We start from the raw sequence: 16,452 nt of genomic DNA, 5'->3' as shown, positions 1-16,452 counted from the left end.
TTTTCGTCCTAATCACTTATTCATAAACTGCCTTAATAATCTAAAAAGCTCTCGGCTCTTTTTTTCAGAGTTACACATGATATAGGGGACATGTAGATATCCCTAGTGGTAATAACAAAAGACTTCTCCTTCTCCTGATCATAAATGTTTTTAATAAACCCCTCGTCCCGGGCAATTTCAATAAATTCCCTGGTGATGGGCGCCTGCCTGGTGCGCACGTCCAGAATAGCGATAATATCTTCTTTTGAAACTACCACGTCTCCTCCAAGATGCAGAAACATGCTATTCCTCCTAGAAAGTAATTATTTTACCCGACTTGACGCCAAAGTACCGGCCGGCAAAAATATTTTCAAATTCCTGCTTGTTCCTGCCGGTTGATGTGACGAAAGTCTGAACCACTCCTTTAATCCTCTTAAAAAGTTCCTCCTGCCTGCTGTGATCCAGTTCGAATAAAACATCGTCCAGCAGCAATACGGGGTATTCATTCATCTCCCTGTACCAATTCATGATCAGGGAAATCTTGATGGATAAAACCACGGTCCTCTGTTGTCCCTGGGACCCGTAAGTCCTTGCGTCCACACCGTTGATCAGCACCGACAGGTCGTCCCTGTGCGGGCCTATCAGCGATTGCGCCCGGCTGATTTCCTCATTTTTTACAACTGCGAGTTCCCTGATAAACTGCTCGTAAATATCTTCTTCAACAGCGGTACCGCCCAGCTTTAAAGTGGAAAGATACCTCAGTTCAAGTTTTTCTTTGCCCCCCGTTATATCACTGTGAATACTGTTAAAGTAAGGGCTGAGAGCTTTTAATAATTCAAGTCTCATAAAAAGCAGTTTTGCTCCGTAGCGGCAAAGCTGTTCATTCCATACATCCAGAGCGTCAGTTTTTATTCTTTTTTCTTTTATTTCTCTGAGCAGGTTATTGCGCTGGGACAACACCCTGTTATAGAGGCTGAGATTGTGGCTGTACTGCGGGTTAAACGGGCCTATCTCCAGATCTAAAAAGCGCCGCCTTTCCTGTGGCGACCCCTTAATCATAACCAGATCGTCCGGAGTGAACAAAACCACTCCCGGCCAGCCCAGCGGCTGTCCGTGTGTTTGAACGCCGTTAACCTCGATAATTTTCTTGCCGGGTTTTAATAATATCCTTATTTCCAATTGTCGGCTGTGTGTCTCCAGTAAACTGTTGACACAGGAGAAGCCGCTCTCCCAGCGTATAATCTCAATTTCCCTCTGGGTACGAAAAGATTTTCCTGTACAGGTAAAATAAACAGACTCGAGAATATTTGTTTTGCCCTGGGCGTTGGGGCCGTAAATAACGTTTAAAAACTGGTCTGGCTCCAGGTCCATCTGCTCGTAGTTTCTGAAATTGGTTAACGACAACCGCCTCAGGTACAAAACTAGCACTCCCCGCCGGAATAAAAAACAAAATATTCAGTTTCTTTGAATTCTATTATATCTCCCTGCCTGAGCATCCTTCCCCTTCTTGTTTCAACCTCGCCGTTCACTTTGATTTCGCCGTTCATAATCAGGATTTTACTGTGACCGCCCGTTGCCGATATATTTGACCACTTTAAAAAACGGTCGAGTCTTATTTCGCCTTGCACCGGCACCTTAACCAACCTGTCTGGCGCGTTCATATCAATCATATCCTGCCGCTGCAACTCCTGTCCCTGTTATCTCAGATTACTCGTCGCGCAAACGGACCGGCAGTAAAAGGGAAAGATAATCTATATCCGCGACTGGTCTTAAAATGCCAGGGCTTAAGGGGCCGGTAAATTCGATGTTCACATCCTCGCTGCCGATGGTTTTCAGCGCATCGCCCAGGTACCTGGCGTTGAAAGCAAACTGGAGCGGCTCACCTTCCTGGTAAACAGCAATTTCTTCCCTTACACGCCCTGCTTCTGTATTAACTGAAACCACCAGAGTGTTGTCGCTGATCTTCAGCCTTATTATCGGCGAGCCGTCCCTGGTCAGCAGGGCAGCCCTTTCCGTCGCCTCCGCCAGTTCTTTTGTCGATACCCTAATCCTCGAAATGTATTCACCTGGAATAACCTGGCGGTAATTGGGAAACTGGCCGCCGATCAGGCGTGAGATCAGGCAGACTTCACCATTATTGAAAAGCACCTGATTATCAGTTACTGTAATTTCTATATTTTGTTCCGCGGAACCACAAATCTTGATCAGCTCATTAAGAGTTTTGCCCGGAATGATTAAATTTATATTAAGATCCTGGTATTTTTCCAGGTTAATTTTGCGCCAGGCTAAACGGTGGGTATCGGTGGCCACCATGTTCATCTCACCATTGCCTGTTTCCAGCAGCACACCTGTAAAAACCGGCCTGTTTTCATCTGTGGCGGCGGCATACACAACCTGTCTCACCATTTCCCGCAGCACATCACCCGGCAGTATAAACTTAATCTCACTTTCCGGCATTGGAAAGTCGGGAAATTCTTCAACAGGATAGCCGTTTATATTAGCCTCTGACTGGCCGTACTTGACCATGGTGCTGCCGGTCAAAGGGTCTGATTCGATATAAATAGGCAGGTCGGGCAGACGCCTGATTAACTCTGAGATAACCTTCGCCGGAAGGATAGAACTGCCTGTTTGTGTTACTTGGGCTGGAAAAGAGCAGCGGATTCCCATTTCAAGGTCTGTGGCTGACAGAAAGACTCTTTCATCTTCTGCCTCAAATTTGATACCGCCCAGTATGGGCAGGGGGTTTTTTAGAGAAACCGCCCTTTGCACTATCTGAACAGCATTTAATAAACTTTCTTTGTCGCACGCAAATTTCATTTTTGCTTGCTCCTATCATCATTGTTGTTATTATGATCTTTTAAACAGTAATAATAGTAAGGGCTGTGGTTATGTTGATAAACAGTCCCGCCGTCTGTTTTCCCTGCACTTTTTATAGCAAAAAGTTTGTTTATAAGTTTGTTGAAATAAAATAATTTTAAAGAAAAGTTTTTATTGGAAAAAAGTTACCCACAAATAAGACAACTTTTTATTCAGGTTACTGTCAGTTCTTTTTGATCAAACCGATTAAATCTTTGATTGTTTCCTGCAGGATACTGTTTTCATTTAATTCATTGTTAATTTTGTCATGAGCATGGATTACCGTTGTGTGATCACGCCCGCCGAAAGCTTTTCCTATTTGCGGCAGTGATTGGTCCGTCAGTTCTCTTGACAGGTACATGGCAATCTGGCGCGGAAAAGAGATAGCCCGGTTCCTTTTTTTGGCCTTAAAATCTTCCAGCCGGATATTGTAAAAGTCAGCTACAATTTCCTGGATCAATTCGACCGTAACCGGCCTGGGCTTATTAGTGGGAATGATGTCTTTCAAAACTTCCGCGGCCATTTCCGGGTTTATTTCCTCTCCGTTCAGATAACCGCGGGCGATAACCCTGTTTAAGGCCCCTTCCAGGATGCGGATATTTGATTGAATTTTATTTGCTATATATACCAGCGTGTCATCAGGCACTGAAAGGTTATCCTGCTGTGCTTTTTTACGCAGAATAGCGATCCTCGTTTCGAGGTCCGGCGGCTGAATGTCGGTAATCAGACCCCACTCAAAGCGGGAGCGCAGGCGGTCTTCCAGCGTTGGTATTTCTTTGGGCGGGCGGTCACTGGAAATAATTATTTGTTTATTTGCCTCATACAAAGTGTTGAAAGTGTGGAAAAATTCCTCCTGGGTGCGTTCTTTTCCGGCGAGAAACTGTATGTCATCCACCAGCAGAATGTCCATGCCGCGGTATTTATTTCTGAAATCAACAGTCTTATCGTCTCTGATAGCATTAATAAGTTCGTTTGTAAATTTTTCTGAAGTAACGTAGAAAACTTTCATTTTACTTATGGTTTTCAAAATATGCTGGCCGATGGCGTGCATCAGGTGAGTTTTGCCAAGACCTACGCCCCCGTATATAAACAAGGGGTTATATGCTTTGGCCGGTGATTCCGCGACTGCCAGGCAGGCGGCGTGGGTGAAGCGGTTGCTGTTGCCCACTACAAATGTGTCAAAGGTGTATTTTGGGTTTAAAGGAATAGAAGAAAACTCCTCCTGATTCTTATCACTGGAAGTTTTTTCGACATTTTTTTGGGGCAGGTTGGTTTCCATATTGGGAATTTCACTGGAAAGGAGAAATTGCACGCCAATATCCTGATTAATAATATCCTGCATAACATTTTTTAAAAGAGGGGCGTAGCGGTCACTCAGCCAGCCGCGGGAAAAATTGTTCGGCACCTCGATGATGATAGTGCCGTCGTGATAACCTAGAGGTTTAAGGGGTTTTAGCCAGGTGTCGAAAGAGTTTTTATTAAGCTTTTTTTCCAGTATTTTAAGTGATTGTTCCCAAAGTATAAGGACTTCACTTCTAACCATGGTTAACCCCCTGCAATAAAATGCTGATACGCCTAAAAAAGCCTCCTTTTGCTTGGAGGGTATTTTAGTAGCAGATATTAACAAGTAAGATCACTTTTTATTAAAATGCCTGTGGAATAACTGTGCAAAAAAAAATACAAAACTGTTATCAGCAATAAAATGATACCAAATTTTACTTACGTTATCAACAGGCTTTTTGTACAAATATAAAGGGTTTGAGGCTCCTGAAGTTGTTCCTTGACGTTGAAAATTGATTGTTATATAATGGGTTGTGTGTGCCTATTTACTGTGTTTTTTACACGTTTTACCCGGATACAAAAGGAGGTGTAGTTTTTGAAGCAGACTTACCAGCCAAAGGCGCGCAAACACAAAAAAGTTCATGGATTCCTTAAAAGGATGTCAACCCGTAGCGGCCGCAATGTGCTTAAAAGAAGGAGAATAAAAGGTAGAAAAAGGTTGTCCGCGTGAGGCCGCTAAATAGGTGGCCTTTATAAATATTGTGCCGCAAAATGTATATCCTGTATTAAATTTGGGCAAAAATATTATAGTGGGATAATCTAGATATTTTAGAAAAGGTTCTAGCATTGATTCTGTGAAGCGGGTTAAAAAAGCAGCCTTTAAAGAGGAATAAATGAGCGCCCTGACTGTTCTTAAAAAAAATAAAGATTATAAAAATGTTTATAGCCGGGGGAAGTCGGTAGCCGACCGTCACCTGGTGCTATATTTTTTAGCGAATAATTCGTCTGACTGCCGCCTGGGCTTTACTGTAAGCAGAAAAATCGGCAACGCGGTCAAAAGGAACCGGATCAGGCGTTTGTTCAAGGAAGCGTGCAGAATTAATAAAGAACAGTTTACAGGAGGTTATGATATAGTTTTGCTGGCGCGCCGCCATAATGAAAGTTTGAAATACCGGCAGGTTGAGGAAAGCTTGTTAAAACTGCTAAAAAAAGTTTTTATCAGGTGATTTTGTAATGAAAAAATTTTTTATTGCCTTGATCAGGATCTACCAGTTGTTTATATCACCGCTCAAAACACCTTCCTGCCGTTTTTATCCCACCTGCTCTCATTACGCCATGCAAGCTGTGGAAAAACACGGCGTTGTTAAAGGTTTGTGGCTGGCAATGATCAGAATATCAAAATGCCACCCTTTTCACCCGGGAGGGTACGATCCGGTATAAATATAACCCCTGGGACTTTAAGGCCTTAAAAGGAGGCGGGAAGCCGTTTGGAGATATTTAATGCCATAGTTAATGGAATGACCTGGCTATTAGAAATGTTGTACAGCCTTACCGTAGCTATAGGTCTGCCCAATTACGGGCTGGCGATCATACTGTTGACCATACTCATAAAACTGATACTTTACCCGTTAACGCAAAAGCAGATGAAGTCCATGCTGGCGATGCAGCAGCTCCAGCCGAAAATAAAAGAGATCCAGGACAAATGGAAGAACAAGGACCCGAAAAAGGCGCAGGAACAGGTTATGCAGCTTTATAAAGAAAACAACGTTAACCCTGCCGCCGGGTGCCTGCCGCTTTTAATTCAGATGCCGATTTTAATCGCCCTGTACCGTTCGCTTTTTAGTTTTCCATATACCAACGCAGCTCACGCCAGTTTTTTTTGGATCCAAAATTTAAGCGACAAGGACCCTTATTACATTCTGCCGGTTTTGGCCGGAGTTACCACTTACTTGCAGTCCAAACTGACCACATCATCAAACGACCCGACCCAGAAGATGATGCTGTACACTATGCCCGTTTTTATCGCCTGGGTTTCCGCCACTGTACCGGCCGGGCTCGCGCTGTACTGGGCGACGTTTAACGTGGCTAGTGCTGTCCAGCAGTATTTCGTCAACAAACAAACAGTTGCCATTAAAGGGGAGGCTGGCGGGAAGTGAAAATTGTTGAAAAAACAGCGAAAACCGTGGATGAAGCTGTTGAGCTGGCCCTTAAAGAATTAGGCGCTGCCAAAGAGGAAGTAGAAATAGAAGTATTAGAAGAACCCTCCAAGGGCATACTCGGTCTGATCAAGGTAAAACAGGCCAGGGTTAAGGTTGTTTTAAAAGAGGGGCCTTCTCAAAAAGCCAGCAATTTATTGAAGCAGATATTCAAGTCTTTAGAGCTGGATGTGGATATCAAAACAACTGAAAATGAAAAATCTTTGCTTGTTGACCTGAAAGGTCATGACCTCGGTATTTTAATCGGCAGGCGCGGGGAAACACTGGACGCGCTGCAGTACCTGGTGAACCTTTCTGTGAATAAAAATCAGGAAACAAGGAAAAAAATTATTATTGACATAGAAGGATACCGCAACAGGCGGGAGAAAACTCTGCAAAAACTGGCCCTGAAGCTTGCCGACAAGGCCAGGCAAAGGGGGCGCAACGTGGTTTTAGAACCGATGAGCTCGCAGGAAAGAAGAATCATTCACACCGCCCTGCAGGGAAGAGATGACATCTACACTTTCAGCGAAGGGGAAGAACCTTACCGTAAAATAATAATATCCCCCAAGAAATAAAACAAACCCAGCAGGTCTAGAGCTTGCTGGGTTTAAAAAACTATCTGGCCGGAGGGCTGAACTTGTTGGAAGATACTATAGCGGCAATTTCTACTCCCCTGGGCGAAGGGGGCATAGGCATTGTACGGCTGAGCGGGCCCGCAGCATTTGATATCGCTAAAAAAATATTCAGGTCAAAGAAGAAAGAATGGAGCGCCGCGGAAGGACACAGGCTGGTTTACGGCCACATTCTTGATCCGGCTGGACAGATTGTGGATGAAGTTTTGCTCGGGTACATGAAAGCACCGCATACCTATACCAGGGAAGATATAATAGAAATTAACTGTCACGGCGGGATAGTGCCCTCCAAAAAAATTCTTGAACTGGTCCTCAGCGCCGGCGCCCGCCTGGCCAGGCCCGGCGAATTCAGCCTGAGAGCCTTTTTAAACGGCAGAATAGATTTGGCCCAGGCCGAGTCTATCATAGATATAATCCGCGCCCGGACAGAAACCGGGTTGAAGCTGGCGGTGGCACAGTTAAACGGCAGCCTGTCCAGAAAAATTCTGGAGCTGCAGGACAGGCTTTTGGGGCTTTTAGCTCAGGTTGAGGCCAACATCGACTTTCCGGAGGACGACCTGGAAGCAGCGACAGGGCAGGAATTGCTGCGAACAGTTGGAGAACTGCTGGAGCAGGTTGAAGATTTGATCAGGGGAGCACAGGCAGGCAAGATCTACCGGGAAGGAATCAGGACCATCATCATCGGGCGGCCTAATGTCGGCAAGTCTTCTCTCTTAAACGCCCTGCTCAGGGAAAACCGGGCTATTGTCAGTGATATTCCTGGTACTACCAGGGATATTATTGAAGAGATGATCAATATCGGCGGGATCCCCTTAAAGATCATAGACACGGCGGGACTGCATGAAACAGAAAACATTATTGAAAAAATAGGGATGGAAAAGACAAGGGAGATGATCAACCGGGCTGACCTGGTGCTGGTAGTGCTGGACGCCGGCAGGGAACTGGTAGCGGCTGACCTTGATATTATCGGCTCTGTGAGAGATAAAAAGGCGGTTTTTCTTGTAAATAAAGATGACCTTGCAGAGAAAAAAATCAGTGTGGAAGAACTGGATGTTTTAGCCGCGGGCCGGCCTGTGCTGTGGGTATCAGCCAAAGAAGAAACAGGCCTGGATGAGTTGGAAGAAAAAATATTTGAAATGGTCATGGGTGGACACCTGTCCGGAACTGACGATGCGCTGGTGACAAACACAAGGCACAAGCAGGCCCTGGAAGCAGCGCAAAGGCACCTCACAGACGCTGTGGCTGAGCTGAAAAAAAAGGTCCCCGTGGACGTGGCGGCCATTGATATCAGGGCAGCCTGGGAGGCGCTCGGGGAAATAACCGGAAATACGGTAACTGAAGACCTCCTCGACCGGATCTTTGCGGATTTTTGTATTGGGAAGTGAGCCTTTACCATGGAATATTTTGCTGGCAAATATGATGTGCTGGTTGTCGGCGCCGGGCACGCCGGCTGTGAAGCGGGCCTGGCCTCGGCCAGAATGGGCTGCCGCACCTGCGTGCTTACTTTGAACATGGACAACGTTGCCCTGATGCCCTGCAACCCTGCTGTCGGTGGTCCGGCCAAGGGGCACCTGGTGCGTGAAGTGGACGCTTTAGGCGGAGAGATCGGCCTGAACACAGACCGGCATTCTATTCAGATGCGGCTTTTAAATACAGCCAAAGGGCCCGCTGTACACGCTTTACGGGCGCAGGCGGATAAGAAATCCTACCAGGCCGGTATGAAGCAGGTGCTTGAACGGCAGCCGCTGCTGGATCTAAAACAGGCGACAGTGGAAAGGCTGCTGGTTGAGAAAGGAAAGGTCTGCGGCGCGGTAACCAGCACGGGGGCCAGGTTTGAGGCCGAAGCAGTGGTGCTGACCACAGGCACTTACCTAAAAGGGAGGATAGTAATCGGCGACCTCTCATTTCCGGGCGGGCCTAACGGACAATTTCCCTCTGTCGGGTTGTCGGACAGCCTGATTGATCTGGGTCTGCGGCTTGGCCGCTTCAAAACCGGCACGCCGGCAAGGGTTGACGCCGGCAGTATAGATTTCAGCAGGATGATCATCCAGCCGGGCGACGACATAACCCACAACTTCTCATTTATGTCGGATATTGACCACAGAGAACAGCTGCCCTGCTGGCTTACTTATACCAATGAGGAGACCCACCGGGTTATCCGCGAAAACCTCTACCGGGCGCCGCTTTATACCGGAGCAATTCAGAGTATGGGACCCCGCTATTGTCCTTCTATCGAAACAAAAGTGGTAAGGTTCTCAGACAAGCCGGCCCACCAGGTTTTTATCGAGCCTGAAGGCAGAAACACCAGCGAGATGTATGTCCAGGGCATGTCCACCAGCCTGCCGGAAGACGTGCAGTTGGCCATGCTGCGCACCCTGCCCGGGCTGGAAAAAGTGGAAATAATGAGGGTTGGCTATGCTATTGAATATGACTACTTAATTCCTGCTCAGCTGACCCTCTGGCTGGCAGTGAAAGAAATACCCGGGCTTTTTGCAGCCGGGCAGATTAACGGCACCTCCGGCTACGAAGAAGCCGCGGCTCAGGGAATTATGGCGGGGATTAACGCCGCTCTTTATGTTAAAGGCCGGGAGCCGTTTACCCTGACCAGGGCCGACGCTTACACAGGTGTAATGATAGACGACCTGGTTACCAAGGAGTTAGACGAGCCCTACCGCATGCTGACTTCCAGGGCGGAATACAGGCTGCTGCTGCGGCAGGACAACGCCGACCTGCGGCTGACCGAGAAGGGTTACCAGATCGGGCTGGTTACAGCCGAGAGATATAAAATGTTTGAAAGAAAGAAAACTCTTGTTGAGGAAGAAAAAAACCGGCTGGAGAGGACTATGGTTCCTGTTAGCGGTGAAGTAAAAAAGGTCCTGGAGCAGATGAAAAGCGCCGCGCTGCCCCAGCAGGGCGCATCTCTGGCAGGTCTGCTGCGCCGGCCCGAGATTGGCTATGAACAATTGCTGCAGCTGCCCCTTGAGCATCCGGAACTGCCGCCGGAAGTACGGGAACAGGTCGAGATACAAATTAAATACGAAGGATATATTAAAAAACAGCAGGCCCAGGTAGAGCGTTTCAGGCGCATGGAGGAGAAAAAAATTCCCTATGACCTGGACTATAGCCAGGCGCAGGGGCTTTCTCTGGAAGCCAGGGAAAAGATGGAACAAGTCCGGCCTGTATCCATCGGACAGGCTGCCCGCATAGCCGGTGTCACGCCGGCCGATATATCAGTGCTGCTGATTCATCTGGAACAAAAAAGAAGAAGGCAAACAACCAGACAGGATTAAGGTGACCTATGAGCGTCTTAACGGAAACCTTGTCCGCGGGAGCCGCGGAACTGGGCATAGAGCTACCAGAAAAAAAACTTATTTTGTTTGAAAAATATTATGCGATGATTATACAAACCAACCAAAACATCAATCTCACAGCTATAGTTGAAGAAAGAGATGTTGCGGTTAAGCATTTTACAGATGCGCTGACCTGTCTGAAAGCCGCGCCTTTTGATGCTGCGATGAGCGTGCTGGATGTTGGATCAGGAGCTGGAATTCCTGGCATACCTTTAAAAATATGCCGCCCCGACTTAAAAATAACTCTGATCGACTCACTCGATAAAAGGGTAAAATTCCTAAAATCGGCAATAAAAGGTCTTGGGTTGGAGGAGATCGAGGCTTTTCATAAAAGAATTGAAGATTTGGGAAGAAATAAGGAATACAGGGGAAGATACGACCGCGTGCTGGCCAGGGCGGTGGCCAACCTGGGAGTGCTGGCGGAGTACTGTTTGCCGCCCCTCAAAAAAGGGGGCCTTTTCCTGGCCATGAAAGGGCCTCTGCCGGCGGAAGAAATTAAAAACGCTGAAAAAGCCATAACAATACTGGGTGGAGTGGTTGAAAGGACCGTACTGCTGCGCCTCCCGATTACAGGTGAAGAAAGAAGCCTGGTAGTCATCAGAAAGATCAAAGATACCCCCGCCAAATACCCGCGCCGCGCCGGTATCCCCTCCAAAAAACCTTTATAAATAATTAAAGCACTCATAAATATATTATAGTTTTGAATTAAAAAACACACCCCGGCCGGTGTGTTTTTTCTGTAGTGTTGACAAATGTGCAGAAATTTAATTCAACAAAGCAAAGATTTTGTCGATATAGAATTAGAGTTGGACAAGTTGGTTGTCTGTCGGAGGATTTATTAATGAACCAAACCATCGGCTGGCAGATGGATTATATTTATTTTCTATACGGATTGTCTTTCATTATGCTGGCGGCAGTCTGTTTAGCTATGAGCAGATCCGAAAGACAGCGCCTGCCGTGGTTTTTATTAAGTCTGTTCATCATCACCCATGGTCTGTACGAATGGATTTATCATTTTTCAAACAGCGGTACTTTTGTGCTTTCATTTACTTACTTTAAAGCAGGCTTGCTTACTATCTCCCAGTTGTTCCTGATAGAATTCGGGCGGCTTGTTTTTATAAAAGAAGGAGCAAAGGCGCCGGGAAGGTGGATTGTTGTGCCTTTCCTGGCTATTGCAGCGCTGGGCGGCCTGAACGGTCCGTCGGGTTTAACAGCCATGGCCCAGTATGTACTGGGTTTTGGCGGAGGGTTCTGGGCGGCTCTGTCATTTAACCGCGCTTCCCAAAGAATAAGCGGGCAGGCCCGCCGCTGGTTAGAGTCAGCAAGTATATCAATGGCGCTTTTTGCTGCGACTTCGCTCCTGGCAGTGCCTCCGTCGCCGTTTTTCCCGGCAAACATTTTTAATTTGCACTGGTTTTATCAAACACTCGGCTTTCATCTCCAAATTTTACGCGGACTTTTTATTGTCTGCCTTAATTCCGGGGACCAAGAAGAGCGTCGCTTCCTTCCTGGATATAACAGACCGGAAGAAGGTGGAGGAGCAGTTGAAATATCTCGGCCTGCACGATACCCTTACCGGTCTCTACAATCGTACTTTCTTTGAGGAGGAAATGCTGCGTTTGCAAGAAAAACGCGATATGCGGGTAGGCATGCTGGTTTGTGATATAGACGGTTTAAAGCTTGTTAATGACACCCTCGGGCATGAGGCCGGAGACAGGCTGCTGATCTCTGCCGCCGGAATAATTAAGGAGTGTTTCCGTTTGGGGGACATGGTCGCGCGCATTGGGGGCGACGAGTTTGCCGTCCTGCTGCCGGATTGCGATGAAAGTGTGGTTGATCTGGCCAGTCTGAGAATTAAAGAGGAAGTTGAAAAATACAACGCCGCCGGAGCCGTTCCCCCGTTAAGTATGTCCATAGGATTTGCTGTGAGCGGCAAAACTAAAGATAACCTTGGCGAAGTTTTCAAGGAAGCCGACAACAACATGTACAGGGAAAAACTGCACAGCGGCCAAAGCGCGCGCAGCGCCATCGTCCAGACTTTGATGAAAGCGCTGGAAGCGCGTGACTACCTTACGGAAGGTCACGCTGACAGGCTGCAGGAACTGGTTGAAGAACTGGCCTCCGCCATCGGCCTGCCGGAACGGGGCCTGGCCGACCTGCGCCTGCTGGCGAAGTTTCATGATATTGGCAAGGTGGGCATACCCGACCGGATCCTGTTTAAAGAAGCACCCCTGACAGCTGATGAATATTCGGAAATGAAGCGACACAGCGAGATCGGCCACCGGATCGCCCAGTCTAACCCTGACCTTTCGCCCATCGCCGGCTGGATCCTGAAACACCATGAGTGGTGGAACGGGCAGGGCTATCCACAGGGCCTCAAAGGAGATGCAATACCTCTGGAGTGCCGGATTTTAGCCATCGCTGACGCCTATGACGCCATGACTAACGACCGCCCTTACCACAGAGCTTTGTCCAGAGAGGAAGCCGTAGCTGAAATTAAGAGATGCGCCGGCTCCCAATTCGACCCGGATCTGGTACGGGTGTTTTTACAGGTAATACAATACAGGTTTTAGTAAAAAATACACTGCCGGATGGTGGCAAAACAGCAAGACAAAGTCTATGGTGTGCAGCTCCATAGGCTGATTTTTTATACACGGGTGAAAATGTTTGTGTTTATTGTAGAAGAAAGGCATTGATTGAGCAGGAACTGTAAAACCTGATGTGGAAAAATGTTAAGCAGCTAATAAATTATGGGGGTAAAAAACCATGGGAAAGACCATCGCCATAGCCAATCAAAAAGGTGGAGTGGCCAAGACAACTACAGCTGTAAACCTTGGAGCGTGGCTCTCACTTATGGGACAGAAGGTCTTGCTGGTGGATATTGACCCTCAGGGCAATGCTACAACCGGGGTGGGCGTTGATAAAAACGAAGTTGAAAGATGCATTTATGATGTTATGATCAACGGATTGACGCTTCAGGAGGTAATAGTGCCCAGCGCTGTGGAAAATCTCGACTTGGTCCCGGCCACAATTGAACTGGCGGGTGCTGAAATTGAACTGGTTGGACGTGCAGAGAGGGAAAGCACCTTAAAAAAAGCGCTAGCTGAGATCAAAGATAAATATGATTACATTTTTATAGATTGCCCACCTTCGCTCGGGCTGCTGACGATTAACGCGCTTACAGCCGCCGACTCCCTGATCATACCCATTCAGTGTGAATACTACGCCCTGGAAGGGCTTGGTCAGCTTCTTAACACATTTCACATGGTGCAGCAGAACCTTAATGAAAACCTGGTATTGGAAGGGGTCCTGCTGACCATGTTCGACGGCAGGACAAACCTGTCCATTCAGGTGGTTGATGAGGTCAAAAAACACTTTAAAGGCAAGGTGTACGGTGCTATAGTACCGCGCAACGTGAGGCTGAGTGAGGCGCCAAGCCACGGTAAGCCAGTGATGGTTTATGACCGGCGCTCCAGGGGGTCGGAGGTTTATTACCAACTGGCGAAAGAGGTGATGGGCATTGAGTAAACGCAGAGGGTTGGGCAAAGGCCTGGAGGCTTTAATCCCTGTGGTGACGGAAACAGTAAAGGGGAAGGACATACTAAAAGAAATTGACATAGAAAAAATCAGGACTGCCCCCCGCCAGGCCAGGAAGTCGATTGACCAGGAGAAACTGGAGGAACTGGCCTCCTCCATTAAGGAACATGGTGTCATCCAGCCGGTCGTGGTAAGGCCGCGCGAAGACGGTTTTTACGAGCTGATTGCCGGCGAGAGGCGCTGGCGGGCCTGCAAAAGTCTTGGGTACCAGAACATCCCCGCGGTAATTAAAGAATACAGGGACCTGGAAGCTACAGCTGCGGCCCTGATCGAAAACGTACAGCGTGAAGACTTGAATCCGCTGGAGGAAGCTGCTGCCTACCACCAGCTAATGGAGGATTTTGACCTGACGCAGGAGGACGTTTCCAGCAGAGTAGGGAAAAGCAGGCCATTTGTGGCAAATATGGTCCGGCTTTTGGGATTGCCCGCGGAAATCAAAGAGATGATCGCTGCCGGAAGGATCAGCGCGGGCCACGCCAGGGCGCTGCTGCCTATAAATGACAGCAAAAAGCAGGTTGCCGCGGCTTTTAAGATAGCCAGACTGCAGCTGAGCGTCCGCCAGGCTGAAAAAATGGCCAGGGACATGATCGAAGAAAAGGAAAAAAGAGCCGGAAACAGGATTTTGCGGGTGCACTACCTGCTCAAAGCAGAAGAACGGTTGAAAAGATTTATTGGCGCCAAGGTAAAGGTGAAAGAGCTGCCGGGCGGACGCGGCAAACTGGAGATAAACTTTGATGACGAAAGAGATCTTAAAAGAATTATAGACCTGTTGCTCGGCGTCAGAAAAGGATAAAATGTTTCACGTGAAACAATCCTGCTCAACCTGTAATAGCAGTGGACATCCTGCATTCAGACTATAAATCTCTGGTTCGGTTGAAATGGAATTTGAGTCATTATTTTTACGCCGCTGCTGGTCTATGCCAGCGGTGTGGGCTTTTAAACCTGAAATGTTTCACGTGAAACAATCCCGGACCTGACGCTGAAGATGATGTTATTCCGCAAGGAGAGAAAATTTATTGGTTGGTACTTTAGTAAACGCCGCAGCCATAGTTTTGGGAACACTAACCGGCATGTTCTTTAAGAAAGGCATACCTGAACGGGTCAGGCGCGCTATCCTGCAGGGGATCGGCCTGGCGGTATTATTGATAGGCCTGCAGATGTCCCTGCAAACACAGCAGGTGCTCGTGGTCGTGTTAAGCCTGGCGCTCGGTGCGTTGACCGGAGAGTTGCTGAACATAGAAGGCGGTCTTAACCGCCTGGGCAGGTGGCTGGAGTCCAAAATGGGCGGGGCGCAGGGTGATTTTGGCAAGGCCTTCGTAACAACAAGCCTAATCTACTGTGTCGGCGCGATGGCCATTATGGGATCGATCGAAGACGGGCTGAACAACAATCCCGGCATACTTCTGACCAAAGCAGCCCTGGACGGGATCTCCGCGATAGTGTTTGCTTCCACCATGGGTCCGGGTGTGGCGTTCTCCGCTTTGCCGGTGCTGGTCTATCAAGGCTCCATTACTCTTCTGGCCGCTCATATCAAAGGTGTTCTGAGTGCGGCGGCGGTAGCTGAAATGAGCGCAACCGGCGGTCTCTTAATAGTAGCCATTGGCATAAACATATTAAATATTATGGAAATAAAAGTCGGCAACCTGCTGCCCGCGATTTTTTTCGCTATTCCTCTCGCCTGCTGGCTGCCCAAAATAATCCCGTCCTAACCCGGTTTGCCAGTTTTTGATCACCCTTCAAAAGAAAATTAATTAATTTTTTACCGTTGGGACAAAAATATTTTTTGTCTTATCGATAAATTTTATAAGGAGCCATTTTAAGCGAAAAATATTTTTCATTTTTTTTGTTTTAAATTAACGGAGTTGGAAACAATTTAAGAAGTGACATCCGGGAGGGGTATGGCTGTGATATTTAAGGATCGCACAGAAGCCGGGAGGCTTTTGGCTGAAAAACTAACCGGCCGTATTGTCAAGGACGGTGTTGTGCTGGCGATTCCGCGCGGCGGTGTGGTTGTTGGCGCGGAGTTGGCCAGAAGCCTCGGATTGAGGCTTGATCTGATCATACCCCGCAAAATAGGCTCCCCCCAGAATCCGGAGGTGGCTATCGGCGCCGTGGCCCAGGACGGCGCGCCCATCCTTGACCGACGCCTGATTGAACTGCTTGGAGTTACGGGCGCTGAACTTGGTGAGATAATAGCCTACGAATTAGGAGAAATAAAACGCCGCATGCTGCTTTACAGGGGAAGCTCAGATTACAACCACGGGAATTATAACGGGAAGCAGCTGGTAGTGGTTGATGACGGCATCGCCACAGGCTATACAATGCTGGCGGCTCTTCGCTCAGCAAGCGGCCTGCGCCCGCGGGAATTAATCCTGGCTGTTCCGGTGGCTCCGCCGGAGACCCTGGAAATTCTGAAAAAGGAAGTTGATCATGTGGCATGTCTGCTCACACCCGCTAATTTCTATGCTGTTGGCCAGTTCTATCAGCGGTTTGATCAAACAGAAGATGAAGAAGTAGTTAAACTGCTGAAAGAACTTAAAAGAATTGAGGAATAAAAGA

The 16,452-nt window shown here is 47.8% G+C and carries 19 protein-coding genes; 14 read left to right on the top strand and 5 right to left on the bottom strand.

The annotated features are described in order from the left end of the window. Positions 1-32 precede the first annotated feature (32 nt). The 5 genes from remB to dnaA all read right to left on the bottom strand — a co-directional run bounded on the left by remB (position 33) and on the right by dnaA (position 4,378). Positions 33-281, bottom strand: a complete 249-nt coding sequence (remB, locus tag Pmgp_RS00620; RefSeq protein WP_134212027.1) for an extracellular matrix regulator RemB — start codon at positions 279-281, stop codon at positions 33-35. Between the two features lie 10 nt (positions 282-291). Further along, complete coding sequence (gene recF / locus Pmgp_RS00615; protein WP_192902704.1) at positions 292-1,398, bottom strand: DNA replication/repair protein RecF; 1,107 nt, start codon at positions 1,396-1,398, stop codon at positions 292-294. Positions 1,399-1,400: 2 nt separating this feature from the next. Further along, a complete protein-coding gene (locus Pmgp_RS00610) occupies positions 1,401-1,664 on the bottom strand; it encodes an RNA-binding S4 domain-containing protein (RefSeq protein WP_427909995.1) in 264 nt (87 codons plus the stop codon). 22 nt (positions 1,665-1,686) lie between these two features. Beyond that, positions 1,687-2,796, bottom strand: coding sequence for a DNA polymerase III subunit beta (dnaN, locus tag Pmgp_RS00605; RefSeq protein ID WP_134212025.1), 1,110 nt, complete (start codon positions 2,794-2,796; stop codon positions 1,687-1,689). A 223-nt stretch (positions 2,797-3,019) separates the two neighbouring features. Further along, entirely contained in the window at positions 3,020-4,378 is a 1,359-nt protein-coding gene (gene dnaA / locus Pmgp_RS00600; protein ID WP_134212024.1) for a chromosomal replication initiator protein DnaA, read from the bottom strand. Positions 4,379-4,711: 333 nt separating this feature from the next. Between dnaA and rpmH the strand changes: the two genes are divergently transcribed. The 14 genes from rpmH to Pmgp_RS00530 all read left to right on the top strand — a co-directional run bounded on the left by rpmH (position 4,712) and on the right by Pmgp_RS00530 (position 16,448). Then, positions 4,712-4,846 (top strand): 50S ribosomal protein L34, encoded by a 135-nt coding sequence (rpmH, locus tag Pmgp_RS00595; protein WP_134212023.1) that lies wholly within the window; start codon positions 4,712-4,714, stop codon positions 4,844-4,846. A gap of 163 nt (positions 4,847-5,009) precedes the next feature. Next, entirely contained in the window at positions 5,010-5,342 is a 333-nt protein-coding gene (gene rnpA / locus Pmgp_RS00590) for a ribonuclease P protein component (RefSeq protein WP_134212022.1), read from the top strand. 7 nt (positions 5,343-5,349) lie between these two features. Further along, positions 5,350-5,556 (top strand): membrane protein insertion efficiency factor YidD, encoded by a 207-nt coding sequence (yidD, locus tag Pmgp_RS00585; RefSeq protein WP_134212021.1) that lies wholly within the window; start codon positions 5,350-5,352, stop codon positions 5,554-5,556. A gap of 47 nt (positions 5,557-5,603) precedes the next feature. Then, positions 5,604-6,272 (top strand): YidC/Oxa1 family membrane protein insertase, encoded by a 669-nt coding sequence (locus Pmgp_RS00580; RefSeq protein ID WP_427909994.1) that lies wholly within the window; start codon positions 5,604-5,606, stop codon positions 6,270-6,272. Next, a complete protein-coding gene (gene jag / locus Pmgp_RS00575) occupies positions 6,269-6,889 on the top strand; it encodes an RNA-binding cell elongation regulator Jag/EloR (protein WP_134212020.1) in 621 nt (206 codons plus the stop codon). Before Pmgp_RS00580 ends, jag begins: the two co-directional genes overlap by 4 nt. Positions 6,890-6,951: 62 nt before the next feature. Further along, positions 6,952-8,331 carry a tRNA uridine-5-carboxymethylaminomethyl(34) synthesis GTPase MnmE gene (mnmE, locus tag Pmgp_RS00570; protein WP_134212100.1) on the top strand — a complete coding sequence of 460 codons (1,380 nt, stop codon included), beginning with the start codon at positions 6,952-6,954 and terminating at the stop codon, positions 8,329-8,331. Between the two features lie 9 nt (positions 8,332-8,340). Beyond that, on the top strand, positions 8,341-10,236 hold the full coding sequence (mnmG, locus tag Pmgp_RS00565; protein WP_134212019.1) for a tRNA uridine-5-carboxymethylaminomethyl(34) synthesis enzyme MnmG: 1,896 nt from the start codon (positions 8,341-8,343) through the stop codon (positions 10,234-10,236). Positions 10,237-10,244: 8 nt separating this feature from the next. Next, positions 10,245-10,964, top strand: coding sequence for a 16S rRNA (guanine(527)-N(7))-methyltransferase RsmG (rsmG, locus tag Pmgp_RS00560; RefSeq protein WP_134212018.1), 720 nt, complete (start codon positions 10,245-10,247; stop codon positions 10,962-10,964). A 173-nt stretch (positions 10,965-11,137) separates the two neighbouring features. Next, on the top strand, positions 11,138-11,899 hold the full coding sequence (locus Pmgp_RS20145; protein ID WP_243119665.1) for a hypothetical protein: 762 nt from the start codon (positions 11,138-11,140) through the stop codon (positions 11,897-11,899). Next, the gene (locus Pmgp_RS00550; RefSeq protein WP_243119664.1) at positions 11,841-12,869 is read left to right on the top strand and encodes an HD-GYP domain-containing protein; all 1,029 of its coding nucleotides are present in this window, start codon (positions 11,841-11,843) and stop codon (positions 12,867-12,869) included. The genes Pmgp_RS20145 and Pmgp_RS00550 overlap by 59 nt, the downstream gene beginning before the upstream one ends. Before the next feature lie 193 nt (positions 12,870-13,062). Further along, the gene (locus tag Pmgp_RS00545) at positions 13,063-13,824 is read left to right on the top strand and encodes a ParA family protein (protein ID WP_134212015.1); all 762 of its coding nucleotides are present in this window, start codon (positions 13,063-13,065) and stop codon (positions 13,822-13,824) included. Then, the gene (locus Pmgp_RS00540; protein WP_134212014.1) at positions 13,817-14,686 is read left to right on the top strand and encodes a ParB/RepB/Spo0J family partition protein; all 870 of its coding nucleotides are present in this window, start codon (positions 13,817-13,819) and stop codon (positions 14,684-14,686) included. Before Pmgp_RS00545 ends, Pmgp_RS00540 begins: the two co-directional genes overlap by 8 nt. A gap of 223 nt (positions 14,687-14,909) precedes the next feature. Then, on the top strand, positions 14,910-15,602 hold the full coding sequence (locus tag Pmgp_RS00535) for a DUF554 domain-containing protein (protein WP_134212013.1): 693 nt from the start codon (positions 14,910-14,912) through the stop codon (positions 15,600-15,602). 195 nt (positions 15,603-15,797) lie between these two features. Beyond that, entirely contained in the window at positions 15,798-16,448 is a 651-nt protein-coding gene (locus Pmgp_RS00530; RefSeq protein ID WP_243119663.1) for a phosphoribosyltransferase, read from the top strand. The last annotated feature ends 4 nt before the right edge of the window (positions 16,449-16,452 follow it).

The sequence above is a fragment of the Pelotomaculum propionicicum genome (genome assembly GCF_004369225.1).
Taxonomy (GTDB): Bacteria; Bacillota; Desulfotomaculia; order Desulfotomaculales; family Pelotomaculaceae; genus Pelotomaculum_B; species Pelotomaculum_B propionicicum.
The sequence above is the reverse complement of the archived record's forward strand: the minus strand, read 5'-3'. Positions and strand labels throughout refer to the sequence as shown.